The following is a 26222-nucleotide window of genomic DNA, read 5'->3' as shown; positions in this document are numbered from 1 at the left end:
GTGTCAGCCGACGGTGACCGGCGCCGCCGCGGGCTTCCGCCCCTGGACCATCCAGACGAAGAACCCGGCCAGGGTGAAGGCGCCGTAGACGACGTACATCAGCCCGGAGGCGTAGTACCCGGCCGAGAACAGCAGCGGCACACCGACCAGGTCGACCGCGACCCAGATCAGCCAGAACTCGACCCACCCCTTCGCCATGCCGTAGGTGGCCAGGAGCGACCCGACGAAGATCCAGGCGTCGCTCCACACCGGCTCGTACGAGCCGAGCGCACGGAACACCGGTGTCAGGACCGCGGTGCCGCCGACCAGGGCGACGACGAGCAGCGCACGTGCCCGCCAGGAGGCCCACTTCGGCTCGAGCACGGTGGTCGCCTCGTCCGCGCGGTGCGTCCAGCGGTACCAGCCGTAGACGCTGACCAGGATGAACATGACCTGTCGTCCGGCCTGTCCGAGCAGGTTGACGGGGTTCGGGGTGTCGAAGAGCGCCCCCATGAAGACCGTGAAGAGGAGCGCGTTGCCCGCGATGCCGACCGGCCACGCCCACACCTTGCGGCGCATGCCGCCCAGGGCGCTGAGCAGCCCGAAGACGTTGCCGATCACCTCGCGCCAGAGCACCGTCTGGTCGCCGATGACGAGCTGCGCGTCGAACAACCACCGCACGATGCCCATGAGACCTCCTCGATCCGGTCGATGCAACTGCACAGACCTCGCGGGCATTCCGCCCGCTGTGCCACACCGACCCGTTCCGACGGCTGTCCGGAGAACGAGAGATGACCCCCGTTCTGGGGGTGCTCCGAGGCCGATCCGTGCTTGTCCACATTTTGGGGGACGCGTACGCTCTGACCATCAAGCGAGTCCAGCCCGCCCGAGCACCTTCCCCCGCCTCGGAGCCCGGCGACCGCCCCTCTCCCGCACACCTCGGTTGCGGTCCCGCTCACCCCGGGACCGACCACGTCGCCGTGCGCGAGCACACCCGAACGCCGACGACGGCCTCACCGCGCCCGTCAGGGGCGCAGAACGGAACCACCCCATGCACAAGATCGTCACCGGAGCCATCGCCGGCGCAGCAGGCGTCGCCCTCCTCCTCGGCGGGGCCGGGTCCTTCGCGCTCTGGAACGCGAGCGCCAGCAGCGCGGCCTCGGCCGTCAGCGCCGGCACGCTGAGCCTCACCGCGAACAACGACGGCGTCTGGACCGACATCACGAACGGCCGCTCCGCCACGATCAACCCGGCGTCCGTCCTCATGGTCCCCGGCAACACGTACCAGTTCACGCAGACCCTCACCGTCGGTGCGACCGGCCAGGACCTCAAGGCGAACCTGACCTACGCGCAGCAGAGCATCACCGGCGACCAGGCACTCATCGCCGCGACGACGAAGACCCTCGCGGTGACGTCGACCAGCGCCTCCGTCGTCCCGGCCAGCGGCACCGCCAACACGTTCGTCGTGTCCCCGTCGACCGCGACCTCGACCGTCAAGGTCGTCTTCACCATCGCCCTGCCGTCCTCGGCGACCACCGGGCAGGGCGGCACCGTCAACGTCGGCGCACTCGCCTTCACCCTGACGCAGACCGCCATCGGGTCCTGACCCCCGGGTGACCGACCGCGTGCGACGGGCTGACGACCCGCCCGTCTCACGCGCTGCCCGAACGCTGCACCCGCGCCATCGCGCGCACCCGTCGCACGCGCCGCCCCACACGCGCCCGCACCACCACACCGCCCGAGGAGGACACGAGCATGAGCGCCAGCACGACGGCCTCGGGACGCCACCGCGCACCCCGACGGAACCGCTGGCTGGGGCCCACCGTGCTCGCCCTCGTCGTGGCGGTCGTCGTCGCCGTCGTCACCGCACTGCTCGGCACCAGCAGCACCTACGCCCTCTGGAACCAGGCCGCGAGCACCTCGTCCTCGACCGTCCGCTCGGGCACCGCCACCCTCACGGTCAGCCAGCTGACGATGAGCGCCGCTCCCCTGGCACCCGGAGCGGCGAGCACCGGCACCTTCACCGTCACGAACACCGGCACCGTGCCGCTGAGCACCCGGGTCGTCACGACGTCCGCGCGGGTCACCGGCACCAGCACCGCGAGCACCACCGTGCTCGGCGAGGTCACCCTGCGCTACTCGGTCGTCACGTCGACCAGCGCGTGCCGTGCGGGCACCGCGGGCGCCTCCGGCCGGGTCGCCGCGTTCGACTCGGGCACCGACAGCGGCAGTGTCCCGGCCGGCGGTCGGCGGATCGGCTGCGTCGAGATGGACCTCGACACCGACGCACCGCAGAGCGTGGCCGGAGCCGGGGTGGCCGTGACCCTCACGGTGACCGGGACGCAGGTGGCCTCGTGACCACGCGCCTCCGACTCCTCGTCACCGTCCTGCTCGTCGCGGCCTTCGTCGGCGGTGGGTCCTCCGCCGCCTGGGCGCTCTGGACCGCCTCGGCGTCGACCACCACCAGCGTCGCGGTCGGTCGCATCGCCGTCACGGTCGGCGGCACCGACGCGCTGACCACCGCGTTCTCGTCGACGACCACCACCACGACGACGCCCGTCACCGTCACGAACACCGGCACGATCGCCGGCACGGTGAGCACCACCGCGTCCGTCCTCGCCGGCGGCTCGACCGCCCTCGCCCGCGCCGTCGACGTCCGCGCCTGGCAGGTCGCGTCGACCGGCACCTGCACGGCGAGCACCGCGGTCGCGTCCGGCGCGGTCGTCGGCACCTGGGCCTCCCTGCCGAGCCTGACGTCGAAGACCAGCGCCGGTGGCAGCACCGTCTGGTGCATCCGGTCGACCGCCGGCACGGCGGCCCCCGCCGCGGCACGCGCCGACGTCGCCCTCGACGTGACCCTGACGAACGCCAGCTGGACGGCGAACGCCGTCCGCGGGACGTTCTCCCTGACCACCGCGGCAGCGGCACCGGCCCTGGTCTGCACGGACCACGGCGGCAACTACGTCGACGTCGCCTGGGAGGCGGCAGGTCGCTCGATGGACACCTGGTACGGCGCGTTCGTCCACGGGGTCCAGATCGGCGACCGCCAGCAGTCCTACTTCGGTCGCGTCACCATCGCCCCGAGCCAGATCCCGTCCTCCGTCGCGACCAGCGGCACGGTCACGGTCGACGTCTTCGTCCTCGACTCGGCCGGGAAGCCGACGACGACCGACGCGGGGACCGGCACCATCACGCTGTTCACGCAGAACAACGGTCCGGCCGTGCGGTGCGGGTCGTGAGCGCCCACCTCGCGGGGCGTCGGACCGGAGGCCCGGACCAGCGCCGCGACCCGGCCCGCCCCTCGCAGGGACGTGCGCCACACACGCGCTCGCGGAGCCGCCGAGCCGGAGCACAACCCGCCGACCGCAGCGCGCTGGTCTCGGTGCTCCGCGCCGTCGGCTTCGGGCTGAGCACCGGTCTGGTGCTGCTCGTCGCCGCCCTCGCCGTCGTCCTGATCGTCATCCCGAAGGCCACCGGGTCGATGCCGCTGACGGTGCTCACCCAGTCGATGGAGCCGACCCTGCCGCCGGGCACCCTCGTCGTCGTCCGGCCGGTCGCCACGGACCGGATCGAGGTCGGTGACGTCGTCACGTACCAGATCACCTCCGGCCAGGCGGCCGTGGTCACGCATCGGGTCATCGCCGTGAGCTCGTCGTCCGACGGCGGCCGGACGTTCACCACCAAGGGCGACAACAACGCCGTGGCCGACAGCCGACCGGTCCTGCCCGCACAGATCCGCGGCACCGTCTGGTACAGCCTGCCGGAGATCGGCACGGTCAACCAGTTCGTGAACGGGTCCCGGTCGTGGCTGATCCCGACCGCGGCCACGCTCCTGCTCGGCTACGCGGCGGTGATGATCACCCTGGGCGTCGTGTCGACGGTCCGTCGCCGCCGGGCCGCTCGACGTGCGTCCTCAGGCGATCTCCGTGCCGCGGGTCGTCACCGACAGAGGACACCTGCCGGCACCCCGTGACCCGCTTCGGCGAGCGCCGCCTGCGCGTCCCGGAAGGAGGAGTACGGCACGTGCTCGCCACGGACGTCCCGGTAGTCGGTGAGTCCCGGTCCCGCCCAGTAGACGACCCCGTGGTCCCCGACCGCGGCCACCGCGTGCCGGATCGCGCGCGCCGGGTCGGCCAGCTCCACGACACGGGCCGTGCCGCCGACCGCGTGGGCACCCTGCAGGATCGCGGCGCGGATGTGGTCCGGGTCCTCGAACCGCGGGTGGTGGTCGGCGACCACGACGACGTCCGCCAGGGTGGCTGCCACCGCGCCCATGGCCTCCCGTTTGCTCGGGTCCCGGTCGCCGTCCGCACCGAGGACGATGCCGACCGGGCCGGTGGCGACGGCCCGGATCGCGTCGAGGCTCTTCGCGAAGGCGTCCGGCGTGTGCGCGAAGTCGACGTACACGCGCGGTCCGGTGACGCCCGACGCGTCGGCCATCCGACCGGGGACGACGACGTCGAGGAAGCCGCCGGCGGCCGACACCAGGGCCGGAGCCGGGACTCCGGCGGCGAGCAGCATCGCGACCGCCAGGCCGACGTCTGCGGCCATGTGCCGGCCGAGCAGCGGGACCTCGGTCGTCACCGACAGGTCGGGTCCGTCGATCCGCATCCGCGTGCCCGCGGCGTGCAGCTCGAGCACGCTGACCCGCCAATCGGCCGCGGTGTCGGGCTCGCTCGTGATCGTCTCGACCGGGATCCCGCTCGCGGCGACGACCGCGCGTCCGGCGGCCGAGTCGAGCGAGACGACCGCGCGGTCGGCCCGGTCCGGCTGGAACAGGCGGAGCTTCGCCCGGAGGTACTCGTCCATGTCGGCGTAGTCGTCGAGGTGGTCGTGGCTGAGGTTCGTGAACCCGGCGACGGCGAAGCGCACGCCGTCGACCCGGTGCCGCGTGAGCCCCTGGGCGCTGACCTCGACGGCCGCGCCGTCCACCGATCGTTCGCGGGCCCGGGCGAGGAAGGCGTGGAGTTCGGTGGCCTCGGGGGTGGTCAGGCGGCTCGGGACGACGTCGTCCGCGATCCGCCGTTCGGCGGTGGAGGTCATCGCCGTCGTCCACCCGAGCCGGCGCATCAGGGCGTCGAGGACCGACACGGTGGTGGTCTTGCCGTTCGTGCCGGTCACCCCGAGCAGGGGGAAGCCGAGGTCGTCGGTGCCCGAGACGGTCTGCGCGACCGTGCCGAGGACGGCCCGTGGGTCCGGGACGACGACGGTGGGCAGGCCGGAGCCTGCTGCCGCCTCGGCGCCGTGGTCGTCGGTGAGCACCGCCACCGCACCGGCGGCGCGCGCGGCGTCGGCGTGCCGGGCACCGTGTCCGCGTCGACCGGGCACGGCGACGAAGAGCCACCCGGGACGGAGGTCCTCGGTCGCGACCGCCACGCCCGTCACGGACACGTCGGTGTGCGTCGACGGCAGCGACCGGGCACCGACGGCCGCGGCGACGTCGGCGAGCCGGGTCGGGTGCGGGTGGACGGGGTCGAAGGCGTGTGGCACGGCGGTCCTCCTCATCAGGGAGGGTCAGTCAACGCGCGCCGGTCCGAGTGGTGCCACAGGCGTTCGTACCCCGGCCGACGTCGGTCTAGGCTCTGGCGGGTGACGGACGGTCGGACCGACGGGGTGCAGAGCGCGCGGGCCATGCTCGAGGACGCGGCGACGCGACTCGGCACGGCCGGAGCCCGGGACGAGGCACTCGGCGAGTACGTCGAGCCCAAGCCCGTGCTCGGCATCCGCCGGGACCCGACCATCCGCTCCCTCGGGCGGGTGTGGCGGGTCGGCGCACTGCTGCTCGGGTCCTCCCCCGAGACCGCGGGCCAGGTCTGGGCGACCGGGGCGATCACCCGCGTGACCGAGGCCGGACGCTCCCAGTTCGTCTCCGTCTCCGCCGAGGTCCGTCGGGCCTACCGGGCGGCGGCGGCGAAGGGGCACTTCGCGCCCGGGGACACCGTGAACCACAGCGCGACGCCGATCCCCCTCGACGCCTCGCTCGTCGGAGCCGACACGGCGCTGTTCGTCCGCGACGACGAACCCCGCGTCCGCTGGTCCGCGACCGCCGGCACCGACGTCCCGCTGGCGGACTACCTCGCCGACCGGGTCGGGCTGCTCGTCGACCCACCGCCGGGTGCGACGGACTAGGGGTACGAGCCGCCGTCAGCGCTGCCGCGTAGCGTCTGCCGGGTGACCGACTCCGCCCCCGCAGCCGTGCGGCGGCGCCTGCTGCTCCCCGGCCAGTACGGCCCGGCGTTCGACGACGGCGGACCGGTGGTCGTCGTCGAGGCCCGCGAGTTCTTCACCGCACGCCCGGTGCACCGGACGAAGGCGCACCTCTGGCTCAGCGCGCTGCGACACCGGGTGCGGGACCTGGGCGACCGCGCCGAGCACGTCCGGGTCGACCACCTGCGGGACGCCCTCGTCGGGCAGGACGATCTGGAGGTCATCGACCCGCCGTCCCGGGTGCAGCGCGGCCAGGTCCGGCACTGGGGACACGGCACCACGATCCTGCCGAGCCGCGGGTTCGTCACCGACGAGGACGAGTTCGCCGTCTGGGCCGCCGAGCGCGGCGGGCGGTTCCTGATGGAGGCGCACTACGAACGGGTCCGGCGACGCGAGGGCTGGCTGATGGCGAACGACGCCCCGCTCGGTGGCGCGTTCAGCCTCGACGCGCAGAACCGGCAGCCCCCGCCCCGGGGCGCGACGACCCTCGGGCTGCCCGACCCCTGGTGGCCGACCGAGGACGAGGTCGACGACGAGGTCCGGGCCGACCTCGACCGGTGGGAGCGCGACGGCCTCGTGCAGTTCGTCGGGCGGGACGACCGGCGGCGCTTCGCGGTGACGCCCGACGAGGCCCAGGCAGCGCTCGACGACTTCGTCGCGGTACGGCTCGGCGACTTCGGGCCGTACGAGGACGCCGTGCTGACGAACGACTGGACGATGGCGCACTCGCTGCTCAGCGTGCCGCTCAACCTCGGCGTGCTCGACCCCCGGCAGGCGATCGACGCGGCGCTGGCGGCCCACGCCTCCGGAGCGGCGCCGCTCGCCAGCGTCGAGGGGTTCGTGCGGCAGGTCGCTGGGTGGCGGGACTACGTCTGGCACCTCTACTGGTGGCTCGGGGACGACTACGGGGCGGACGTCGAAGTGCTCGGGGGGCGACCACCTGCCGGAGCCGGACCGGCGCACGCGGCGGGGACGGGCCTCCCGGCCTGGTGGCGGGAGCTGGACGCGACGGAGGTCGACGCGGTCTGCCTGACCGTCGCCCTCGACGGGGTCCGCGACCACGGCTGGCTGCACCACATCCAGCGGCTCATGGTCCTCGGCAACTGGGCACTGCAGCGGGGGTACGACCCGTTCGAACTGACCGAGTGGTTCACCGACGTCTTCGTCGACGGCACCGACTGGGTGATGCCCGCGAACGTCATCGGGATGTCGCAGCACGCCGACGGCGGCGTGGTCGCGACGAAGCCGTACGCGTCCGGCGGGCGGTACATCGACAGGATGACCGACCACTGCGGCGGCTGCCGGTTCGACCCGACCACGCGCCTGGGCGAGGACGCCTGCCCGTTCACCGCCGGGTACTGGGCGTTCCTGGAACGCGCGGAACCGGCGCTCCGGCGGAACCCGCGGATGCACCGCCCGTTGCAGCAGATGCGGGCGATGCCGGACCTGGCGGCCGTCGTCGCGCAGGAGGCAGCCCGGCAGACGCCGTGAGACCGCCCGGTAGGGTCGGATCGTGGCTCTGATCAACGACGAATCCACCGACCGCTACGACCTCCGCGAGTTCCGCCCGCAGACCGACGACCAGGGGGCGCCGGACGCCACCACCCGCGCCTGGATGGACGCCGTCGGCGTCGGGTTCCACGAGCCTCCGGAGTCCGACGAGGGCGCCGCCCGCATGGCGTCGCACTTCGTGGCCGACCAGGAGACCTTCCTCGGCGTCTACGTCAACCGACCCGCAGCCGGGTCCGTCGACGAGACCTGGCCCGCCGGCACGTTCACCTGGTTCCCGAAGGACCTCAGCTGGGGCGACGGTTCCGCCGTCCGCACGCAGGCGGTGTCCGCCGTGACCGTGCGTCCGACCGATCGTCGTCGCGGGATCCTCCGCCAGATGATGACGCACGCGCTCGAGCGCGGGGTGGCGGAGGGCTACGCGGTCGCGTCGCTGACCGCCTCCGAGGGCACCATCTACCGCCGGTTCGGCTTCGGCTGCGCGATCCGCGAGCGGGCCGTGCACGTCCGCCGCGACCGGGCGCTGCCGTTCCTCGCGCCGACCAGCGGCACCGTCGTCATGGTCACCACGCAGTGGCTGGCGGACGGCGTCGGCCAGGAGGTCTTCGCCCGCTTCCACGCCCGCACCCCGGGCTCGATGGTCCGCAACACCGGCACCTGGCCGATCGTGTTCGGCGAGTTCGGCCCCGACGGGCAGAAGGCGAAGGACGTCCGCGCCGCCGTGCACCGGCCCGAGGGCTCCGACGAGGTCGACGGCTACGTCACCTGGCGGGTCGTCGAGGGCAAGACCGGCGAGGACACCCGCGTCGAGATCGTCGACCTGGTGTACACGACCGACGCCGCCTACCTGTCGCTGTGGGAGTTCCTGCTCTCCATCGACCTCAACGACGTCGTCGTCTACAAGCGCTCACGCCTGGACGACCCGATCGTCGCGGCGCTGGCGGACGCGCGCTCCTACGACGTCGACCACGAGGAGGACCACGTCTGGCTGCGCGTCCTGGACGCCGCCGCCGTGCTCGAGTCCCGCCCGTACGCGGCCGACGGCTCGCTCACGATCGCGGTCGCCGACTCGCTCGGCCACGCGTCCGGCACGTACCGCCTCGACGTCCGGGAGGCCCGTGGCACCGTCAACCGCCTGGCACCCGACGCCGACGTGGCCGGCTCAGACATCGCGCTCGACGTCGCCGACCTGGGGGCGCTGTTGATCGGGTCGGTCTCGCCGGTGACGCTCGCGGCCGCGGGGCTGCTGCGTGCGGCGGACCCGGCGGCGCCGGTGCTCCTCCGCGCGATGCTCACCCCGCCCCGGACCCCGCACGGCATCACGTACTTCTGACGCGGGCTGCGCAGCCTTCTGACGCGGGCTGCGCAGCGGAACACCGGTGTTCGTCGGCGACGCCGCGTCCTGCGGGTGTTCGTTGGACGAACACCGGTGTTTCGATGCCCTCGGCCGCCCTACGCCCGGCGGCGCACTCGCGGGTCGACCACGGCGTAGACCAGGTCGACGACGACGTTCGCGGTGACGACCAGGAATGCCGAGAAGACCGTGAACCCGACGACGACCTGCAGGTCCAGCGTGTGCACCGCGTCGATGAGCAGCGCCCCGAGGCCCTGCATCGAGAACACCTTCTCGGTGATGACCGCACCACCGAGCAGCGTGCCGAGGTCGAGCCCGAACAGCGTCACCACGGGCAGGATCGCCGTCCGCAGCCCGTGCCGCACGACGACCTGGCGCTCGCGGAGGCCCTTCGCGCGGGCGGTCCGGACGAAGTCCTGCCCCATCGCCTCGAGCATCTCGCCGCGGGTCAGTCGGGCGTAGATCGCGGCGCTGATGAACGCGAGGACGCACCACGGCAGCACCAGGTGCGTCAGCCAGCCGACCGGGTCCTCGGTCAACGGGACGTACCCGCTGGTCGGCAGGATCCCGAGCACGAAGCCGAACAGCAGGATCGACAGCAGCCCGATCAGGTACGCGGGCGAGGACACCCCGGCCACCGCGACGGTCATCACGGTGCGGTCGAGCGCCGAACCCGGGCGGAGCGCCGAGGCGGTCCCGCCCAGCACACCCGCGACGAGCCAGAGCAGCGCCGCACCGATCGCGATCGAGGCCGTGACGGGCAAGCGGTCGACGATGAGCGTGGTGACGCTCTCGTGCAGCTGGAACGAGTAGCCGAAGCAGGGCGCGGCGCACTGCACGGCCGAGACACCGCTGCCGAACGAGCGTCCGGTGAAGATCCCGCCCAGGTACGCCGTGAACTGCAGGATCCACGGCTTGTCGGTACCGAGGAACGCCTGCACCTGCGCCAGTCGGTCCGGGGTGCAGGGCTTGTCGCAGATCGCCCGCGCCGGGTTCGTCGGCAGGAGCATGAACAGGGCGTAGGTGATCGCGGCGACGACGAGCAGCACGACGACGGCGCCGAGCACCCGGAACAGCACGAAGCGGAGTGCGGTCATCGGCTGCCTCCTCTCGGGTCGAGGGCGTCGCGGAGGGCGTCGCCGAGCACGTTGAACGCCAGGGTGACGAGGAACAGGGCGGCTCCCGGGAAGACGAGGTACATCGGGTCGGTCTGCACCCACCCGACGGCGTCGCCGATGCTGCGGCCCCACGAGGGGGTCGGCGGGGTGACGCCGACGGCCAGGAACGACAGCGCAGCTTCGGCGCCGATCATCGACGGGATCGAGATGGTGGCGTAGACGGTGATCGTCGCGGCGAGGTTCGGCAGGAGCTGGGTCCGGATGACGTGCCAGCGTCCGGCACCCATCGCGGTCGAGGCCACGACGTAGTTCCGCTCGCGCAGCGACAGCGTCTGTCCGCGGATCACACGCGCGACCGCCGGCCACCCGAAGAACCCGATGACCAGGACGACCAGGACGGGCTTCGGGAACGACGTCGGCACGATCGCGGTCAGGGCGATCATGAACACCAGCGACGGGAAGCCGAACATCACGTCGACGACCCGGCTGAGCACGCGGTCGTACCAGCCGCCGAAGAAGCCGGTCGTGACGCCGACGAGCACCCCGATGACCAGCGAGAACACGGTCGCGGCGAGCCCGATGCCGAGCGAGGTCCGCGCACCGTAGGTGACGATCGCGAAGAGGTCGCGCCCGGTCAGGGGCTCCACACCGAACCAGTGCTCGGCGCTCATCCCGCCCAGGGGACCGCGGGGTGCGCCGAAGTCGTTGAGCGCCCCCACGTGGTACCCGTAGGGGTCCTGCCCGCTGATCCGCGCGATGAGCGGCGCTGCGAGGGCGACCACGACGAACACGGCGATGACCACCGCGGCGGTCACGGCCCACCGGTCACGACGGATGCGTCCGACGACGGCGCGGAAGCCGGTGCCGGAGCCCGGAGTCGGACGGACCGGACGGTCGACGACGTTCGCGGTCATGCGACCACCCCTTCCCACTCACGCCAGGCACGGCGGCGTTCGGCCTGTCGGGCAGGGTCGGCGACCGGTGCGGCGGCGAGCAGCATGCGTGTGTAGTCCTCCTGCGGGTCGTCGAGGACGGCCTGCGTCGTGCCGTGTTCGACGATCCGGCCGTGGTGCAGCACGGCGACCCGGTCGGCGAGCTGCCGGACGACGGCCAGGTCGTGGCTGACGAGCAGACACCCGAACCCGAACTCGTCCTGCAGGTCACGGAGCAGGTCGAGCACTGCGGCCTGCACGGTGACGTCGAGCGCCGAGGTCGGTTCGTCGGCGATGAGCAGTGCCGGCCGGAGCGCCAGTGCCCGGGCCACGGCGACACGCTGCCGCTGGCCGCCGGAGAGCTGGTGCGGGAACCGCTCGGCCCACGACGGGTCGAGCTGCACGGCCTCGAGCAGCTCGCGGACGCGTGCCGGTCGGTCGGCGCTCGGTTCGTGCACGAGCAGCGGCTCGGCAATGCTCCAACCGATGCTCTGCCGCGGGTTCAGCGACGAGGCCGGGTCCTGGAACACGATCCCGACGCGCTTGCGGATGTCTCGGAGGCGACGGCCTCGGGCGGTGCGGAGGTCCTGCCCGTCGACGTCCACCGTGCCCTCGACCACCGGGACGAGGCCGGCCAGGGCGCGGCCGATCGTGGTCTTGCCCGAGCCGGACTCCCCCACGAGGCCCAGGGTCTCGCCGGCGTGCAGCTCGAGGTCGATGCCCGACACGGTCGGGTCACCACGGCGCGAGTACCGCACGCCGACGTCGCGCAGGCGCGCGACCACCGGCCGGGAGGCGCGCCCCGCGTCGTCCGCGTCGCTCGCGCTGGGCGACGTGGCTCGGACTGTCGGACGCGAGTCCGGTCGCTCAGCGCGAGTCTCGGCCGGGGCACCGTCCGTGGCGGAGGTGGGCCGCGCCTCTCCCCGCGAGCTCGGCCGCCCCGCCGCTCCGCAAGCTCCGCGGCGCGGCGGTACCGGCACGAGGGGGCCCAGTGCCGGCACGGCGGCGAGGAGCGCTCGCGTGTACTCGGCCTGCGGGCGCGCGAACAAGTCGACGACCGTGCCGTGCTCGACCGGGTCACCGCGACGCATCACGAGCACCTCGTCGGCGACGTCCGCCACCACGCCCATGTCGTGCGTGATGAGCAGCACCGCGAGCCCGCGGTCGCGGCAGAGGGTCCGGAGCAGGTCGAGGATCCCCGCCTGCACGGTGACGTCGAGCGCCGTCGTCGGCTCGTCGGCGATGAGCGCGACCGGGTCACCGGCCAGGGCCATCGCGATCATCGCGCGCTGCAGCTGTCCGCCCGAGAGCTCGTGCGGGAAGGCCTTCCGGATCCGCGCCGGATCGGCGATGCCGGCGGACCGGAGCAGCTCGTCGATCCGGGCGGACACCCCGGCGCGGTCGAGGGCGGTCGGGTGTGCCCGGACCGCCTCGGCGATCTGGGTCCCGATCGACAGCACCGGCGTGAACGAGTTCATCGGCTCCTGGAACACCACACCGATGCCGGCGCCGCGCACCTGGCGCAGTTCCTCGACGGGTGCGCCGACGAGCTCCTCGCCGCGGAACCGGGCGCTGCCCTCGACGCGCGCCTGCGGCGACAGGAGTCCGAGCACGCTCATCGCGCTGACGGACTTGCCGGAGCCGGACTCGCCGACGAGCGCCAGGACACGACCGGGCGTCAGGTCGAAGGAGACGTCACGGACGACGGGCTCCGCGTCGCCGAACGCGACGCGGAGCCCCCGGACTTGCAGGATGGGATCGGTCACTGCTTGAGCGAGACCTTGAGGTAGTTCGGGTACGCCGGGAAGTCGGCGATCTGGAAGTTGTCGACGTCCGAACCGGCCAGGAACGACTGCTTCGCGTACATCAAGGGGACGACCGGGGCGTCGGCCATGATCGTCTTGTCTGCCTGCGCCCAGGTCTTCTGCGCCTCGGACTGGTCGACCGTGGCGCTGGCCTTCGCGATGAGGGCGTCCACCTCCGGGTTGCTGTACTTCGAGACGTTGTAGCCACCGCCACCGATCTGCGACGAGTCGTAGAGGGGCTGCAGGTTGGCGTTCGCGCTCGGGAAGTCCGGCTGCCAGCTGGACAGCGACAGGTCGAAGTCGGTGCCGTTCGTGGTGGCCTGCGTGAACGAGTCGTAGTCGAGGGGCTTCAGCGTGACCGTGATGCCGGCGCGCTTGAGACCGGCCTGCAGCGCCTGCGCCTGCGCGAGGTAGGTCGGGTCGTTCTGCGTGACGAGCGTCAGCTTGAGGTTCGAGACCCCGGCCTGCTTCAGCAGCGACTTCGCCTTGTCGACGTCACCCGTGGCGCTCGTCTTGTAGAGGTCGTAGTCCTGGCGACCGGCGATGCCCGGCGTGATGAGCGTCGAGGCGTAGGTGCCGGCGAGGGCTCCACCCGCGGCGATCCGGAACGACTTGCGGTCGACCGCGTACTGCAGGGCCTGACGGACCTTGAGGTCCTTCAGCTCGCCGCGCTGCGTGTTGATCGCCATGTAGCTGATCGGGCCGGCCTTCGACGTGGCGAGGCGGTCCTGCGCGGACGGGTTGCTCCGGACCTGGTTGAGCTCGGCGGCACCGAGGTAGATCGCGCCGAAGGAGCTCTTCGCGTCACCGTTGTCCGCGATCAGCGTCTGCGTCATCGTGGACGGGTCCTGGCTCTCCTTGAAGACGATCTTCGAGGGCCCGGCGGTGCGTACCTCGTCCGTCTTCGCGGACCAGGCCTTGTTGCGGACCAGGGTGACCTGCGAGCCCTGCTGGTTCGACTGCACCTGGTACGGGCCGGACGCCACCGGCTTGAGGTCGTACGCACCGGTGTCGGTGCCCTGGCCCTCGGGGACCGGGGTGAACGCCGGCATCGACGCGAGCCACGGCCAGTCGCCGTACGCGTCGTTGAGCTTGAAGACGATGGTCTTGTCGTTCGGGGTCTCGATGCTGTCGAGGCTCTTGCCCTCGAACGGCCCCTTGTAGTCGCTGCCGCCCACCAGGAGGGACTTGTGGTAGCTGAGACCACCGGAGAGGGTCGGCGCGAACGAGCGCTCGATCCCCCACTTGATGTCCTTCGTGGTGATCGGCGTGCCGTCCTGGAACTCGACGCCGTCCTTCAGGGTGTAAGTCCAGGTCTTGCCGTCGTCGCTCGCGACACCGGTGTTCGTGGCGAGGTCCGGGACGACCTTCGCGGTCTTGCCCGGCTCGACGTCCCACGTGGTGAGGCGACGGGCGACGAGGCCCATCGAGGTGATGCCGAGGCTCTGGCTCGTCGCGGGGTCGAGGTGGAACGTGGTCTGCGACGTGAGGATGTTGAGCGTGCCGCCCTTGTCCGTCCCGCCGCTGGCGTCGTCGGAGGCGTTGCCGCCCGAGCAGCCCGTGAGGACCAGGGCCGCTGCGGCGGCGACGGCCGCGGTGATGGTCAGGCGCTTCGGACGTCTCATGACGACGGGTCTCCTTGTTCGGGGGTGCCGGGTGGGCGGCGTCCATCCTGGCACCGCGCCCGGATCCGTTCCGAATCCCGCGCGTGCGGGACGACGCACAACGAAACACTCCAAGTCGTCGGCGGCGCCCGCCATTCCCGAACGGCGGTCGCGATCTGGAGACCGTCGGGTCTTGCGGACGCGGCCTAGCGGTCGAAGAAGTCGCTGATCCCCGGCCACTGGAAGCCCTCGCCGAGGTTCCCGACCTGTTCGCCGAGGCCCCCGAGCGCCTGCTCCCCCTGCGCTGCCACGCCCTCGACACTGCCGCCGAGGTCGCCGAGGCCGCCACCCACCGTGTCGCCGAGGCCGGCCGCGACGCCCTCGAAGTCCACGCCGAGGTTCGCCGCCTGCGCGAGCACCGGTCCCGCGGCTGCGCTCAGGACTGCGCCGCCGGCGACCGCGACCGCGAGGCCGCCGACCGCCAGGGCGCCACCACCGAGCGCGGCGCCGCCGAGCACCTTGCGCATGGTCCCGGGACGGCTCGTCTCGCCCCGTGTCGCGGTCCGGGCGAGACCTGCCGCGGAGGCATCGGTCCCCCGGTCGTGCTGCGGCAGTTCCGCGTTGAGCCGCTGCAGGACCTGCTGGCGCTGCTCCGGGGTGAGTCGGGCGAACGCGTCGTGGTGGGCCTGCTCGAGACGCTCGGGATCGGCGGTCTTCAGCAGGTAGTCGTACTTCGCGATCGCGACGCGGTCGGCCTCGCCCAGTGCGCCGGTCCGGGGCTGGTGGTGGCCGATCGGGGGCTGCTGCTGGCGTCCGTGCGGCGACGGCGCGGGCTGCCCGTGCGGCTCCGCGTGCGGTTGCGTGCTGCGGTCGTCGCCGGTCAGCTTGTCCGCCGCCGTCCGGACCAGCCCCCGCCAATCGGTCCCGCCAGGATGAGCCGGCTGTCGGTACTGCTGCACGCCCCCGGGCTGCTGGCCGGAGCGCTTCTGCAGTTGCTTGTCGATGACCTTCGAGGCCATGCCGAGGATGCGGTTCAGGTTCGCCATGCCTGACCTTTGCGTCCACACATGGACAGCCCCGGCGACGACCCGGTGGAACGGCGGTGCAGTCCCCCGACATCCCCTGTGAACGGCGAGAGAGGCGCGCCTGCGCTCGCGCCCCTGATGATCGTCACTCCGTGTCGACGTCTTCCGGCTTCGTCGGTCCGACGCCGCCGCCGCCGACGACGCCGCCGACGTCGTCTCGGTACGGGTGCCGGAGCGGCGCAGTGAGTTGCCAGGCGAACGCGCCGCAGAGCCCGACGGTGCCGAGCAGGACGAGCGCCAGGAACGGCACGAGGTGCGATCCGATGAAGTCCATGCCCTTGCGCCTTCCGAGCCATGATGTCACTGGAATACGTGTATCACGCCGGTAGGCTGGCCGTCGAGCGCGGAACCGCCGGACCGCGCTCGGAGCGAACGAGTGAAGCCCGGGACTGCACGAACAGTCCCGGGCTTCGGTTCGCTCTCCGAGTGGAGGGCCAGGGGAAGACACCGTTCCCCGAGTTCAGCACTCGGGAAGCAGTGTAGCCGAGCCCGCTCGGCGACACACCCCTGGCCTGACGCTCCTCGTGTCCGCCGGCGATGACACCAGGAGGTACTCGATGTCGCACGACGACGAGCGCCGGCCCAGGCGTCAGGTCCCGTGGCTGGGGATCGCGAGCTTGCTCGTGACCCTCGCACGGTTCCTGCACGACCTGAGCCGCAAGGGCCAGTAACGAGGGCGCCCCGCACCGCATCCAGCGGCGCGGGGCGCTCCCGTCGTGCGGGGTCAGCCGAGCACGCGGTCCAGGAAGGGGTTGCGGAAGCGCCCCTCCGGGTCGAGGTCCCGCGCCAGCGCCGAGAACGCCCCGAGCTGCGGGTAGACATGGTGCAGCCGCTCCGGGCTCGCCGCCGCGACCTTGCCCCAGTGCGGCCGAGGCCCGAACGGCGCGAGGGCGTTCTCGATGAGGGGCAGCGCGACCGCCACGTCCTCGGTCTGACGGCGGAACGTGAAGTGGAACGCGACCGAGTCACGGCCGGAGCTCGGCGCGAGCCAGGCGTCGTCGGCGGCGATGCGACGGATCTCGGACACGAAGAGCACCGGGGCGATGGCGTCCCCGATGCCCCGGAGCGCCTGGATCGCGGGGACGGCGTCCTGCGCGTCGGTCATGTACTCGGCCTGGATCTCCTCGCCCGCCGAGGGCGTGAACGACGACCGGAAGTGCGGCAGTCGCTCGTGCCAGGGGCCGGGCACGCCGCCCTGTTCGGTGACACCGGCGGTCTCGCTGCCGGGCACCGGGTGGATCGGTTCGGCACCGGCCACGGCACCGAGGGCGGCGAGGTCGATGACGGCGTCGTCGCGGTCCTCGCGCCGCTTGGTCCAGATCTGCCGGATGCCGTCGTCGGTGTAGCCGGTGAACATGCTGACGCTGTAGCCGGCGGACATGATCGACTCGAACTGCGCGTCGACGACGTCCCAGCCGAGCCCGGTGTGCACGGTCTGGGCGACCCGGTAGGTCGGTTCGACGGCCAGGTGCACCGCGACGACGACCCCGAGCGCGCCGAGGGCGACCCGGTGCGCGTCGAGCCGGGGGTCGTCCACGCCGACGACCTCGACGTCGCCGGAGGCCCGGACGATCTCGAGTCCCACGACGGACTGGGCGAGCGACGCGTTCCCGACACCGGATCCGTGGGTGCCGGTCGCGACGGCGCCGGCGACGGAGATGTGCGGCAGGGACGCGAGGTTCGCGAGGGCCCAGCCACGGGCCTCCAGGCCGACGGCGACCTGGGCGTGCGTGAGGCCGGCGGCGACACGTGCCACGCGCCGGTCGGAGTCCACGTCGAGTTCGGGCGGGAGGCCCGTGAGCGTCACCTGCACCGCGTCGGTGTCGGCGATGGTGTTGAACGAGTGCCGTGACCCGAGCGCCGTCAGGCGCGGGGTCGAGGCGACCAGCCGCTGGAGGTCGGCCACGGTCGTCGGTTCTGCCAGTTGGCTCGCCGAGTAGGTGACGTTCCCCGCCCAGTTGGTGCGGGTGTGGGCTGCAGTGGTGGTGTCGTCGTCGATCACGTCGCTCATGGTAGGCCTCCCGACCTGACTCAGAAGCCCCGGTCGAGCCGGTGCCAGGTCTGCTGCGTGCGGACCTCGTCGCGGAAGCCGCGCAGCGTGGTGTGCTCGTCGATGACCAGGAACTCGGTGCCGATCATGGTGGCGAGGTCCTCGAGCACCTGGATGCCGACGGCGGTCGTCATCACGGTGTGGTGGGCGGCGCCGGCGCTGAGCCAGGCCTCGGCCGAGACGGGGAACGACGGCTGCGGCTCCCAGACGGCACGGCCGACGGGCAGGTTGGGCAGTGCCTCGGTCGGCGGGACGACCTCGACGACGTTCGCGGTGAGGCGGAAGCCGTCGCGGGTGTCGCTCAGGGCGGCGACGACCGCGGGGCCGGAGTCGGCGGTGAAGACCAGGCGCACCGGGTCGTCCTTGCCGCCGATGCCGAGCGGGTGGATCTCGAGCGTCGGGGTCGACGAGGTCAGGGTCGGCGACACCTCGAGCATGTGCGCGCCGAGGATCTTCTCGGCACCCGGGGTGAGGTCGTACGTGTAGTCCTCCATCAGGGAGGCGCCACCGGGCAGTCCGGCGCCGGCGACGTTCATCGCGCGGACCAGGACGGCGGTCTTCCAGTCCCCCTCGGCGCCGAAGCCGTAGCCGTCGGCCATCAGCCGCTGGACGGCCAGGCCGGGCAGCTGCTTGAGCGTGCCGAGGTCCTCGAAGTTCGTGGTGAACGCGGCGGACCCGTTCTCGGCCAGGAGGGCGCGGAGACCGAGTTCGATCGCGGCACCGTCGCGGAGCGAGCTGCGCCGCGCGCCACCGTCCTGCAGTTCCGGGACGAGCTCGTACGACTCGTCGTAGACGGCGACGAGCGCGTCGATGTCCTGCTCACGCGCGGCGGACACCGCCTCGGCCAGCTCGTTGACGGCCCAGGTGTTGACCTGCACGCCGAGCTCGATCTCGGCCTCGGTCTTGTCGCCCTCGGTGACGGCGACGTAGCGCATGTTGTCGCCGAAGCGCGTGAGCTTGAGCTCGCGGATCGCTGCGGCACCGGCGGCGGCGCGGGTCCAGTCGGCGACGCGCTGCTGCACGCGCGGGTCGCTCACGTGGCCGACGGCGGTGGCGTGCCGGACGCCCATGCGGGCGAGGGCGTAGCCGAACTCGCGGTCGCCGTGCGCGGCCTGGTTGAGGTTCATGAAGTCGAAGTCGATGTCCGCCCAGGGCAGCGTGACGTTCGCCTGCGTGTGCAGGTGCAGCAGCGGCTTGGTCAGCGCGTTGAGGCCGCCGATCCACATCTTGGCGGGGCTGAACGTGTGCATCCACGTCGTGACACCGATGACGTTGTCGTCCGCGCTGGCCTCGATGAGGGCGCGGCGGATGCCGTCGGCGTCCTTGAGCACGGGCTTCCACACGAGCGTCACCGGCAGTGCTCCGGCGAGCGACTCGTGCACCGCGCGGCTCTGCTCCTCGACCTGGCGGAGGGTCTCCTCGCCGTAGAGGCCCTGCGAGCCGGTGAGGAACCAGACCTCGTAGCGCTCGAGCGTGGCCTGGGGGTCGACGGCGTCCGTCGTGGTGGGGGTGTCCTGCGTCATCGCATGGCTCCTTCGGGGTTCTGTCCGTAGACGTTCTGGTATCGGTCGAAGAGGCGGTCGACGTCCTCGGGCGCGATCGGCACGAGGTCACCGCCCTGCTTCGCGATGTGGACCGTGCGGGCGACGTCTTCGCACATCACGGCGGCCTTGACGGCGTCCTTCGCGTCCTTGCCGATGGTGAAGACGCCGTGGTTCTGCATGAGCACGGCGCGGGACCGGTGGTCCTTGAGCGTCGCGACGATGCCCTGGCCGATCGAGTCGTCGCCGATGATCGCGAACGGGCCGACCGGGATCGGGCCGCCGAACTCGTCGGCCATCGCGGTGATCACGCAGGGGATCTCCTCGGCGCGGGCGGCCCAGGCGGTGGCGTAGGTCGAGTGGGTGTGCACGACACCGTTCACCTCGGGCATGTTGCGGTACACGAAGGCGTGCGCGGCGGTGTCGGAGGAAGGACCGTGCGCGTTGCCCCAGCCCTCGGCCGGCACACCGTCGAGGGTGCAGACGACCTGGTTCTCGGGGGTCAGGTCCTCGCTGACGACGCCGCTCGGCTTGATGACGAACAGGTCGGTGCCGGGCACGCGCTCGGAGACGTTGCCGCCGGTCCAGATGACCAGCCCGTAGCGGACGAGTTCGCCGTGCAGTCGGGCCACGCGCTCCCGCGCTGCGGCGACGGCGGCCTTGGTGGTGTCGTCGGTCATCAGTTCACGTCCTGTTCCTGCTGGTGCGCGTCGGCGCTGCTGTCGTGTTCGGCCTGGAGGCCCGGCTCGGCTGCCGTCGTCGGCTCGCCGGCTGCCGTGGTCGCGCCCGGCGTCGCGGTCGCGCCCGGCACGCCTGCTGCGATCGCCTGGATCGGCAGCGCTGCCCGGAACCGGTCGAGGTACGTCGTGAACCCGTCGACGTCGCGCTGCTCCGGGTCGACGACGTCCGACGCCGCCGAACCGAACACGGTCGTGTCGAGGTACTCGGCGAGCGAGGTGTCGGCCGCGTGCTCGAGGTAGGCGGCGAGGACGGCGATGCCCCACGCCCCGCCCTCGCTGGCGGTGGCCTCGAGCGCGACGGGCACGCGGAGTGCGGCGGCGAGCTGGCGCTGCGGCAGGCCGGGCGTCCGGAAGAGTCCGCCGTGTGCGGTCATCCGGTCGACGGCGACGCCCTCGGCGTGCAGGACCTCCATGCCGATGGCGAGCGTCGCGAACGCGCCCATGAGTTCGGCGCGGACCAGGTTGCCGAGCGTGAACCGGGCGTCGGGGGCGCGGAGGAGCAGCGGTCGGCCGTCCTCGACGCCGGTGACGGGTTCGCCGGCCAGGTAGTTGACGGCGAGCAGTCCGCCGGCGTCGGGGTCGGCGGTGGCGGCCTCGTCGAGCAGGGTGCGGAACACGGTGTCGGCGTCCGTCGCGGTGCCGGCGGCCTCGGCGAAGCGGCCGAACACGCGTGCCCAGCTGCCGATCTCGCTGGCGCCGTTGTTGCAGTGCACCATCGCGACGGCGTCACCGGCGGGGGTGGTGACGACGTCGAGTTCCTCGTGCGGGGTGGACAGCGCACGCTCGAGGACGACCATCGCGAAGATGCTCGTGCCGACGCTGACGTTGCCGGTGCGTTGGGCGACCGCGTTCGTGGCGACCATGCCGGTGCCGGCGTCGCCCTCGGGCGGGCAGAGCGGGGCGCCGGGCTGCAGGGTGCCGGTGGGGTCGAGCCAGGCGGCGCCCGCGGGGGTCAGGTGGCCGGCGTCCTGGCCGGCGACGCGGACCTCGGGCAGGAGTGCGCGGATGTCGGGGACCCCGATGAGGTCCTGTGCGGTGTCGAGCATGCGGGCGTCGTAGTCGCCGGTGGCCGGGTCGATCGGGAACACACCCGAGGCGTCCCCCACACCGAGGACGTCCTGCCCGGTGAGCTGCCGGTGCACGTACCCGGCGAGCGTCGTGATGCCCGTGGTCTGCGCGACGTGCTGCTCGTCGTCGAGGACGGCCTGGTACAGGTGCGCGATCGACCAGCGGAGCGGGATGTTGAAGCCGAGCGCGTCGCTCAGGGCCGCGGCTGCCGGGCCGGTCGAGGTGTTGCGCCAGGTGCGGAAGGGCACGAGCAGCTCGCCGTCGGCGTCGAAGGGCAGGTAGCCGTGCATCATCGCCGAGACCCCGACGGCGCGGAACGTCGTCGGCACCGTGCCGTGCTGCGCCTGCAGGTCGGCGACCAGCGCGGCGTACGCGGCGCGGACACCGGTCTCGACCGCTGCCAGCGGGTAGGTCCAGCGACCGTCGACGAACTCGTTCTCCCACTCGTGGCTGCCGGAGGCGATGACGGTCAGGTCCTCACCCACCAGACACGCCTTGATGCGGGTCGACCCGAGTTCGATGCCGAGGGTCGTGCGGCCGTCCGCGATCTCGCGGGTCCGGTCGTCGCTCATGGTGGGCCTCCTGCTCTCGCCGTCGAGTGAGCGCTCACACCGTAGCGCGTGAGCGCTCACGTGGACAACTCGTCCGGCCGTGTCGCCGCCGAGCGCACCGGAGGGTGCCGGCGTCAGGCGCCGACGGTGCTCTCGCGGATGACGAGCGACGGCGTGACCGATGCGGACGCGGCCGTCCCGCCGTCGATCAGCGCCAGGAGCGCCTGCCCGGCGACCCGGCCGAGCTCCTCGAGCCGCAGGTCCACCGTGGTCAGCGGCGGGCGACTCGCCAGGGCCATCACGTCCCAGTCGTCGAAGCCGGTCACCGCGACGTCGCCGGGTACGGACCGTCCGGTCTCCCGCAGTCGGTCGCACACGCCACGGGCGATCTGGTCGCTGCCGCAGACGATCGCGTCGACGTCGGGCGCCTGGCGCGCGAGGACGTCCACGGCCTGTCGCCCCCAGCGCTCGGACCACTCGCCGAAGAGCGGCGGTGTCACCAGGTGCGACCCGAGCACCGACGACGCGCCGTCCGTCCGGCGCACCGCGGACCGGTGCCGTCCGGGTCCGGTGACGACGGCGACCCGCTGGCGTCCGAGTGAGCGGACGTGTGCGGCCACGAGCGCCGAACCGGCGGCGTCGTCGAGGGTGATCGAGACGTCGGCGTCGTCGGTGGAGGGCGTGAAGGCGTAGACGACCGGCATCGACACGTCGATCGGGGGCCGGGCGTCGGCGGAACGGCCGGTCACGATGACGCCGTCGACGCCCCGGGCCGCCAGGGAGCGCAGGTAGTGGGCCTCGCGCACGTGGTCGTCGCGGGTGTCGCAGAGCAGCACGGCCATCTGTCCGGCGGACAGGGCGTCCTCGGCACCGAGCAGCACCGGGATCGAGAACCGACCGAACGAGTCGGTGGTGATCATGCCGACCGTGTAGGTCCGCCCCGAGGACAGCGCTCGGGCCCGGGCGTCACCGACGAACCCGAGCTTCTCGGCGGCGTCCTTCACGCGCTGCCGGGTGGTGTCACGCAGCTGTCCGGTGCCGTTGAGCGCCTTCGACGCGGTGCCGATCGACACCCCGGCGAGCGCGGCGACGTCGGTGATCCGGATCGGCTGACCGGTGCGTTCGAGCGTCACGGCAACCACCTTTCCGAGGTTCTGGACGTTCGAATGATCATACGCAAGCCGGTGCACGAAGCCCTTGCGCGCCTCCCGTCCGTGTCGTAACGTCCACCGCAGAAAGCGTTTTCCGTCCCGCGACGATGCAGTCCGGACGGCACCAGTCACATCGCAAGGAGGCGACATGACCACCACGCTCGCGACCGACCGCGGCGCGCACACCGCGACCCCGGTCCTCCCGACCGCCGAGGCGCGCCTGACGCTCCGGCCGCTGCCCACCGGTGACGCGCGGATCACCGGGGGCTTCTGGGCGCTCCGACAGCAGCGCAACGGCCGCGACGCGATCCGCGGCGCCCACGCCCTGCTCGAGGCCGCCGGGAACTTCCGGAACCTCCGGATCGCCGCCGGGCTCGAGGAGGGCGAGGCGGTCGGGCCGGTCTTCATGGACTCCGACGTGACGAAGTGGCTCGAGGCAGTGGCGTGGGAGTACGGCCGCGCCCCGTCGGACGACCTGCTGGCGCTGCAGCGCGAGGTCACCGCCCTGTACGCCCAGGCGCAGGCCGACGACGGCTACCTCGACTCCGTGCAGCAGATCCGGGGGAAGGGCGAGCGGTACACGGACCTCAAGTGGAGCCACGAGATGTACTGCGCCGGGCACCTGTACCAGGCGGCCGTGGCCCAGCACCGCGCCACCGGGGACGACGCGCTGCTCCAGGTCGCGATCCGGAACGCCGACCACCTGGTCCGCACGTTCGGCGACGGCACCGCACCGGACGGCACGCCGAAGACCCGCGACGTCGACGGCCACCCCGTCGTCGAGATGGGCCTGGTCGAGCTGTACCGCGAGACCGGCACCCGCGCCTACCTCGACCTGGCGCACTGGTTCGTCGACGCCCGCGGGCACGGCATCATCGAGCGGGCCGGCGGCGAGCCGACGTACTTCTCCGACCGGGTGCCGACCCGGCAGGCCACGACGGTGGAGGGCCACGCGGTCCGTGCCGTGTACCTGGCGGCCGGTGCGGTCGACGTCGCGATCGAGACCGGGGACACCGAGCTCCTCGCGGCGAGCGAGCGGCAGTTCGCGGACATGATGGCGACGAAGGCGTTCATCACGGGTGGCCTCGGCGCACGCTGGGACTGGGAGGCGTTCGGCGACCCGTACGAGCTGCCGACCGACCGCGGTTACGCCGAGACCTGCGCGGCCATCGGCGGGGTGCAGTGGGCCTGGCGCCTGCTGCTCGCGACCGGCAAGCCCGCCTACGCCGACGCGATCGAGCGCCTGCTGTACAACGCGTTCCTCGCCGGCGTGAGCCTCGGCGGCACCGAGTACTTCTACGTCAACCCGCTGCAGCAGCGCGACCACGCGCACCAGGACGAGAACCGCTCCCCCGCCCACGGCCGCCGCGGCTGGTTCGACTGCGCCTGCTGCCCGCCGAACATCATGCGAACCTTCGCCAGCCTCGACGGGTACCTGGCGACAGCGACCGACGGCGGGCTGCAGGTCCACCAGTACGCGACCGCCTCGCTCGGCGTCGTCGAGGTCGAGACCGGGTACCCGCACGACGGCCGGGTGCGCATCACCGTCACCGAGGACGGACCACTCGCCCTCGGACTCCGGATCCCCGCCTGGTCGGACACCACGACCGTCACCGGCCCGGACGGCCCGGCGAGTCAGGCGAGTCCGTCGGCCGGCACCCTGCACGTCATCGACCGCGAGTGGTCGGCCGGCGACACCGTCGAGCTCACCTTCGACACGACGCCGCACCGCTACGTCGCCGACGCGCGCATCGACGCCGCCCGCGGGCAGGTCGCCATCGAACGCGGTCCGCTCGTCTACGCCGTCGAGCAGGCGGACCAGCAGGGCTTCACGGTCGACGACCTGACGGTGGACCCGGCGGCGCCGATCACCGAAGAACACCGCGACGACCTGCTCGACGGGGTCGTCACGCTACGGGTCCCGGGGCACGCACCGGCCGAGCACGTGCAGCCGGCGTGGCCGTACCGGCGGCTGGACGGGCCGGGAGGGACAGATCGCGCGGGCGAGGCGACCAGCGTCGACGACGTGGCCGGGTCCGACGACCGCGCCCCGCGCCTCCCGGCCGGATCACCGGTCACCGCGACGGCCGTCCCGTACTACGCCTGGGCGAACCGAGGGGCCGCGCCGATGCGCGTCTGGCTCCCGCTGGCACGGTGACGTCGTGGACCGCAGGTCGTTCCTCGTCGGCGGGGTCGCCGGTGCGGCAGCCTTCGCCCTGGCCGGGTGCTCCGGCAGCCTGCCGAAGGTCGTCGCGAAGCCGGCCGTCTTCGGCAAGGGCGCGACCGGCACCGTGCAGGTCTGGTGCCGGTCCGCGACCCAGGCCGGTCTGACCTCGGCCGTCGCCGGGTTCAACCGCGCGAACCCGGGGTTGCAGGTGCAGCTCACCCCGGTGCCGGACGCGCAGTACGTGACGAAGCTCGCGACCGCGATCCGTGGCGGGACGCCCCCGGACGTCGTCGACATCGACGACATCAACTCGCAGCTGTTCATCTTCCGCGACGCGTTCGCCGACCTGACCGACGTGGTGCAGGACCTCGACTACGTCGATGCGATCTCGCCCGGCCACCTGCGCCTGCTCGAGTACCGCGGCCGGTACTACGGGTTGCCGTACCTGGCGGACAACTCGCAGCTGTTCGTGAACACCGAACTGTTCGAGCGGGCTGGCCTCGACGTCCAGGAGTCGACGAAGGACCTGTCGACGCTGCTCGACGCGGCGAAGGCGATCCGGAAGACCGGCGACGACGTGTACGGCTGGTCGATCTCGGGCAACGCTGCTGGCATCATCGGCTTCGTCACCCAGCCGCACGTGTGGGCGACCGGCGTCGACATGATGTCCGGCGAGGTCGGCTCGCAGCGGGCGAACATCATCGGCAACGAGGCCCTGGAACGGATGCTCGAGTTCTACCGGCAGCTCTGGGAGGACGGGGTGCTGTCGAAGGCGACCTACTCCGATGCCGGCACCACGTGGGGCGCGGACTTCCGGGCCGGCAAGGTCGGCATCTTCCCCACCTCGTACGGGGCCACCGTGCCCGCGGCGACGAAGGCGATGCGGGCGAAGATGCAGACCGTGCTCATCCCGTCGTGGGACGGCAAGCGGTCGTTCTTCGACGGCGGCGACAACATGTGCATCCCGAACGGGGCGGCGAACCCGTCCGGGGGTTGGGCGTTCATGCAGTACGCGAACGGGCTCCGGCAGCAGCAGGCGCTGCCGGACGGCGGGTACTTCCCGACCCGGTCCGACGCCGCCACGCCGGAGTACCGGAAGCGGTTCCCGCTGGCCTCCGGGCCGCTGGACTCCTTCGAGAAGGGCTACGCGCCGCGGACGCTGGCGTACAACCTGCTCAACAACCAGCCGTCGTCGCCGTACTTCGCGATGTTCCGCGAGGCCGTGTTCGGGTCGGGGAGCGCTGCCGCCATGCGGACGGCGCAGTCCGACTACCAGCGGATCCTCGACCAGGTCCAGGCCTGAGCCTCCTCGTCCTGCTCCCGCTCGTCTCGCTCGTCTCGCTCGTCTCGCTCTCGTTGAT

22 protein-coding genes are annotated in these 26222 nt (G+C 72.4%); 9 read left to right on the top strand and 13 right to left on the bottom strand.

Annotation, left to right across the window (positions count from 1 at the left end; translation table 11 throughout):
- Nucleotides 1–3 precede the first annotated feature (3 nt).
- Nucleotides 4–669, bottom strand: coding sequence for a nicotinamide riboside transporter PnuC (gene pnuC, locus SOM35_RS07620; protein WP_111074743.1), 666 nt, complete (start codon nt 667–669; stop codon nt 4–6).
- A 361-nt stretch (nt 670–1030) separates the two neighbouring features.
- Here pnuC and SOM35_RS07615 point away from each other — a divergent pair, with 361 nt between their 5' ends.
- From SOM35_RS07615 to SOM35_RS07600, 4 genes are all read left to right on the top strand, one after another.
- Nucleotides 1031–1585, top strand: coding sequence for an alternate-type signal peptide domain-containing protein (locus SOM35_RS07615; protein WP_111074744.1), 555 nt, complete (start codon nt 1031–1033; stop codon nt 1583–1585).
- 149 nt (nt 1586–1734) lie between these two features.
- Nucleotides 1735–2337, top strand: a complete 603-nt coding sequence (locus SOM35_RS07610; protein WP_221851441.1) for a TasA family protein — start codon at nt 1735–1737, stop codon at nt 2335–2337.
- Entirely contained in the window at nt 2334–3218 is an 885-nt protein-coding gene (locus SOM35_RS07605; protein WP_320514959.1) for a hypothetical protein, read from the top strand. Before SOM35_RS07610 ends, SOM35_RS07605 begins: the two co-directional genes overlap by 4 nt.
- Nucleotides 3215–3952 (top strand): signal peptidase I, encoded by a 738-nt coding sequence (locus tag SOM35_RS07600; RefSeq protein ID WP_320514958.1) that lies wholly within the window; start codon nt 3215–3217, stop codon nt 3950–3952. The genes SOM35_RS07605 and SOM35_RS07600 overlap by 4 nt, the downstream gene beginning before the upstream one ends.
- Here SOM35_RS07600 and SOM35_RS07595 read toward each other — a convergent pair.
- A complete protein-coding gene (locus SOM35_RS07595; RefSeq protein WP_320514957.1) occupies nt 3919–5469 on the bottom strand; it encodes a Mur ligase family protein in 1551 nt (516 codons plus the stop codon). The two genes, SOM35_RS07600 and SOM35_RS07595, sit on opposite strands and share 34 nt — an antisense overlap.
- Nucleotides 5470–5568: 99 nt before the next feature.
- Between SOM35_RS07595 and SOM35_RS07590 the strand changes: the two genes are divergently transcribed.
- The 3 genes from SOM35_RS07590 to SOM35_RS07580 are packed head-to-tail and all read left to right on the top strand — an operon-like array spanning nt 5569 to nt 9028.
- A complete protein-coding gene (locus tag SOM35_RS07590; RefSeq protein WP_320514956.1) occupies nt 5569–6108 on the top strand; it encodes a hypothetical protein in 540 nt (179 codons plus the stop codon).
- Nucleotides 6109–6150: 42 nt separating this feature from the next.
- Nucleotides 6151–7677, top strand: coding sequence for a cryptochrome/photolyase family protein (locus SOM35_RS07585; RefSeq protein ID WP_320514955.1), 1527 nt, complete (start codon nt 6151–6153; stop codon nt 7675–7677).
- 22 nt (nt 7678–7699) lie between these two features.
- The gene (locus SOM35_RS07580; protein WP_320514954.1) at nt 7700–9028 is read left to right on the top strand and encodes a GNAT family N-acetyltransferase; all 1329 of its coding nucleotides are present in this window, start codon (nt 7700–7702) and stop codon (nt 9026–9028) included.
- Between the two features lie 119 nt (nt 9029–9147).
- Here SOM35_RS07580 and SOM35_RS07575 read toward each other — a convergent pair whose 3' ends face one another.
- From SOM35_RS07575 to SOM35_RS07525, 11 genes are all read right to left on the bottom strand, one after another.
- Nucleotides 9148–10146, bottom strand: coding sequence for an ABC transporter permease (locus tag SOM35_RS07575; RefSeq protein WP_111074753.1), 999 nt, complete (start codon nt 10144–10146; stop codon nt 9148–9150).
- Entirely contained in the window at nt 10143–11081 is a 939-nt protein-coding gene (locus SOM35_RS07570) for an ABC transporter permease (RefSeq protein ID WP_111074754.1), read from the bottom strand. Before SOM35_RS07570 ends, SOM35_RS07575 begins: the two co-directional genes overlap by 4 nt.
- On the bottom strand, nt 11078–12865 hold the full coding sequence (locus SOM35_RS07565) for an ABC transporter ATP-binding protein (protein ID WP_320514953.1): 1788 nt from the start codon (nt 12863–12865) through the stop codon (nt 11078–11080). The genes SOM35_RS07570 and SOM35_RS07565 overlap by 4 nt, the downstream gene beginning before the upstream one ends.
- A complete protein-coding gene (locus tag SOM35_RS07560) occupies nt 12862–14529 on the bottom strand; it encodes an ABC transporter substrate-binding protein (RefSeq protein ID WP_320514952.1) in 1668 nt (555 codons plus the stop codon). Before SOM35_RS07560 ends, SOM35_RS07565 begins: the two co-directional genes overlap by 4 nt.
- Before the next feature lie 185 nt (nt 14530–14714).
- The gene (locus tag SOM35_RS07555; protein WP_320514951.1) at nt 14715–15554 is read right to left on the bottom strand and encodes a cation-transporting ATPase; all 840 of its coding nucleotides are present in this window, start codon (nt 15552–15554) and stop codon (nt 14715–14717) included.
- 124 nt (nt 15555–15678) lie between these two features.
- Nucleotides 15679–15867: a hypothetical protein gene (locus SOM35_RS07550; protein WP_111074758.1), complete on the bottom strand. Its 189-nt coding sequence runs from the start codon at nt 15865–15867 to the stop codon at nt 15679–15681.
- A gap of 450 nt (nt 15868–16317) precedes the next feature.
- On the bottom strand, nt 16318–17595 hold the full coding sequence (locus SOM35_RS07545) for a D-arabinono-1,4-lactone oxidase (protein WP_320514950.1): 1278 nt from the start codon (nt 17593–17595) through the stop codon (nt 16318–16320).
- A gap of 29 nt (nt 17596–17624) precedes the next feature.
- Nucleotides 17625–19166 carry an L-arabinose isomerase gene (gene araA / locus SOM35_RS07540; RefSeq protein ID WP_320514949.1) on the bottom strand — a complete coding sequence of 514 codons (1542 nt, stop codon included), beginning with the start codon at nt 19164–19166 and terminating at the stop codon, nt 17625–17627.
- Nucleotides 19163–19864 carry an L-ribulose-5-phosphate 4-epimerase gene (locus tag SOM35_RS07535; protein WP_111074761.1) on the bottom strand — a complete coding sequence of 234 codons (702 nt, stop codon included), beginning with the start codon at nt 19862–19864 and terminating at the stop codon, nt 19163–19165. Before SOM35_RS07535 ends, araA begins: the two co-directional genes overlap by 4 nt.
- A complete protein-coding gene (locus SOM35_RS07530; protein WP_320514948.1) occupies nt 19864–21564 on the bottom strand; it encodes a xylulokinase in 1701 nt (566 codons plus the stop codon). The genes SOM35_RS07535 and SOM35_RS07530 overlap by 1 nt, the downstream gene beginning before the upstream one ends.
- Nucleotides 21565–21677: 113 nt before the next feature.
- A complete protein-coding gene (locus tag SOM35_RS07525; protein ID WP_320514947.1) occupies nt 21678–22676 on the bottom strand; it encodes a LacI family DNA-binding transcriptional regulator in 999 nt (332 codons plus the stop codon).
- A 166-nt stretch (nt 22677–22842) separates the two neighbouring features.
- On the opposite strand from SOM35_RS07525, the gene SOM35_RS07520 reads away from it, so the two are divergent.
- Nucleotides 22843–24852, top strand: a complete 2010-nt coding sequence (locus SOM35_RS07520) for a glycoside hydrolase family 127 protein (protein ID WP_320514946.1) — start codon at nt 22843–22845, stop codon at nt 24850–24852.
- 4 nt (nt 24853–24856) lie between these two features.
- On the top strand, nt 24857–26164 hold the full coding sequence (locus SOM35_RS07515; protein ID WP_320514945.1) for an ABC transporter substrate-binding protein: 1308 nt from the start codon (nt 24857–24859) through the stop codon (nt 26162–26164).
- Nucleotides 26165–26222: the final 58 nt, after the last annotated feature.

It is taken from the genome of Curtobacterium sp. CFBP9011, assembly GCF_034045095.1.
In the GTDB taxonomy this organism is placed as follows: domain Bacteria; phylum Actinomycetota; class Actinomycetes; order Actinomycetales; family Microbacteriaceae; genus Curtobacterium.
The sequence above is the reverse complement of the archived record's forward strand: the minus strand, read 5'-3'. Positions and strand labels throughout refer to the sequence as shown.

What these genes read in the sequence shown, in the direction of transcription:
- pnuC (WP_111074743.1), bottom strand. Translation starts at nt 669, where the DNA reads ATGGGCATCGTGCGGTGGTTGTTCGACGCGCAGCTCGTCATCGGCGAC.
- SOM35_RS07615 (WP_111074744.1), top strand. Translation starts at nt 1,031, where the DNA reads ATGCACAAGATCGTCACCGGAGCCATCGCCGGCGCAGCAGGCGTCGCC.
- SOM35_RS07610 (WP_221851441.1), top strand. Translation starts at nt 1,735, where the DNA reads ATGAGCGCCAGCACGACGGCCTCGGGACGCCACCGCGCACCCCGACGG.
- SOM35_RS07575 (WP_111074753.1), bottom strand. Translation starts at nt 10,146, where the DNA reads ATGACCGCACTCCGCTTCGTGCTGTTCCGGGTGCTCGGCGCCGTCGTC.
- SOM35_RS07570 (WP_111074754.1), bottom strand. Translation starts at nt 11,081, where the DNA reads ATGACCGCGAACGTCGTCGACCGTCCGGTCCGTCCGACTCCGGGCTCC.
- SOM35_RS07560 (WP_320514952.1), bottom strand. Translation starts at nt 14,529, where the DNA reads ATGAGACGTCCGAAGCGCCTGACCATCACCGCGGCCGTCGCCGCCGCA.
- SOM35_RS07555 (WP_320514951.1), bottom strand. Translation starts at nt 15,554, where the DNA reads ATGGCGAACCTGAACCGCATCCTCGGCATGGCCTCGAAGGTCATCGAC.
- SOM35_RS07550 (WP_111074758.1), bottom strand. Translation starts at nt 15,867, where the DNA reads ATGGACTTCATCGGATCGCACCTCGTGCCGTTCCTGGCGCTCGTCCTG.
- araA (WP_320514949.1), bottom strand. Translation starts at nt 19,166, where the DNA reads ATGACGCAGGACACCCCCACCACGACGGACGCCGTCGACCCCCAGGCC.
- SOM35_RS07535 (WP_111074761.1), bottom strand. Translation starts at nt 19,864, where the DNA reads ATGACCGACGACACCACCAAGGCCGCCGTCGCCGCAGCGCGGGAGCGC.
- SOM35_RS07530 (WP_320514948.1), bottom strand. Translation starts at nt 21,564, where the DNA reads ATGAGCGACGACCGGACCCGCGAGATCGCGGACGGCCGCACGACCCTC.
- SOM35_RS07520 (WP_320514946.1), top strand. Translation starts at nt 22,843, where the DNA reads ATGACCACCACGCTCGCGACCGACCGCGGCGCGCACACCGCGACCCCG.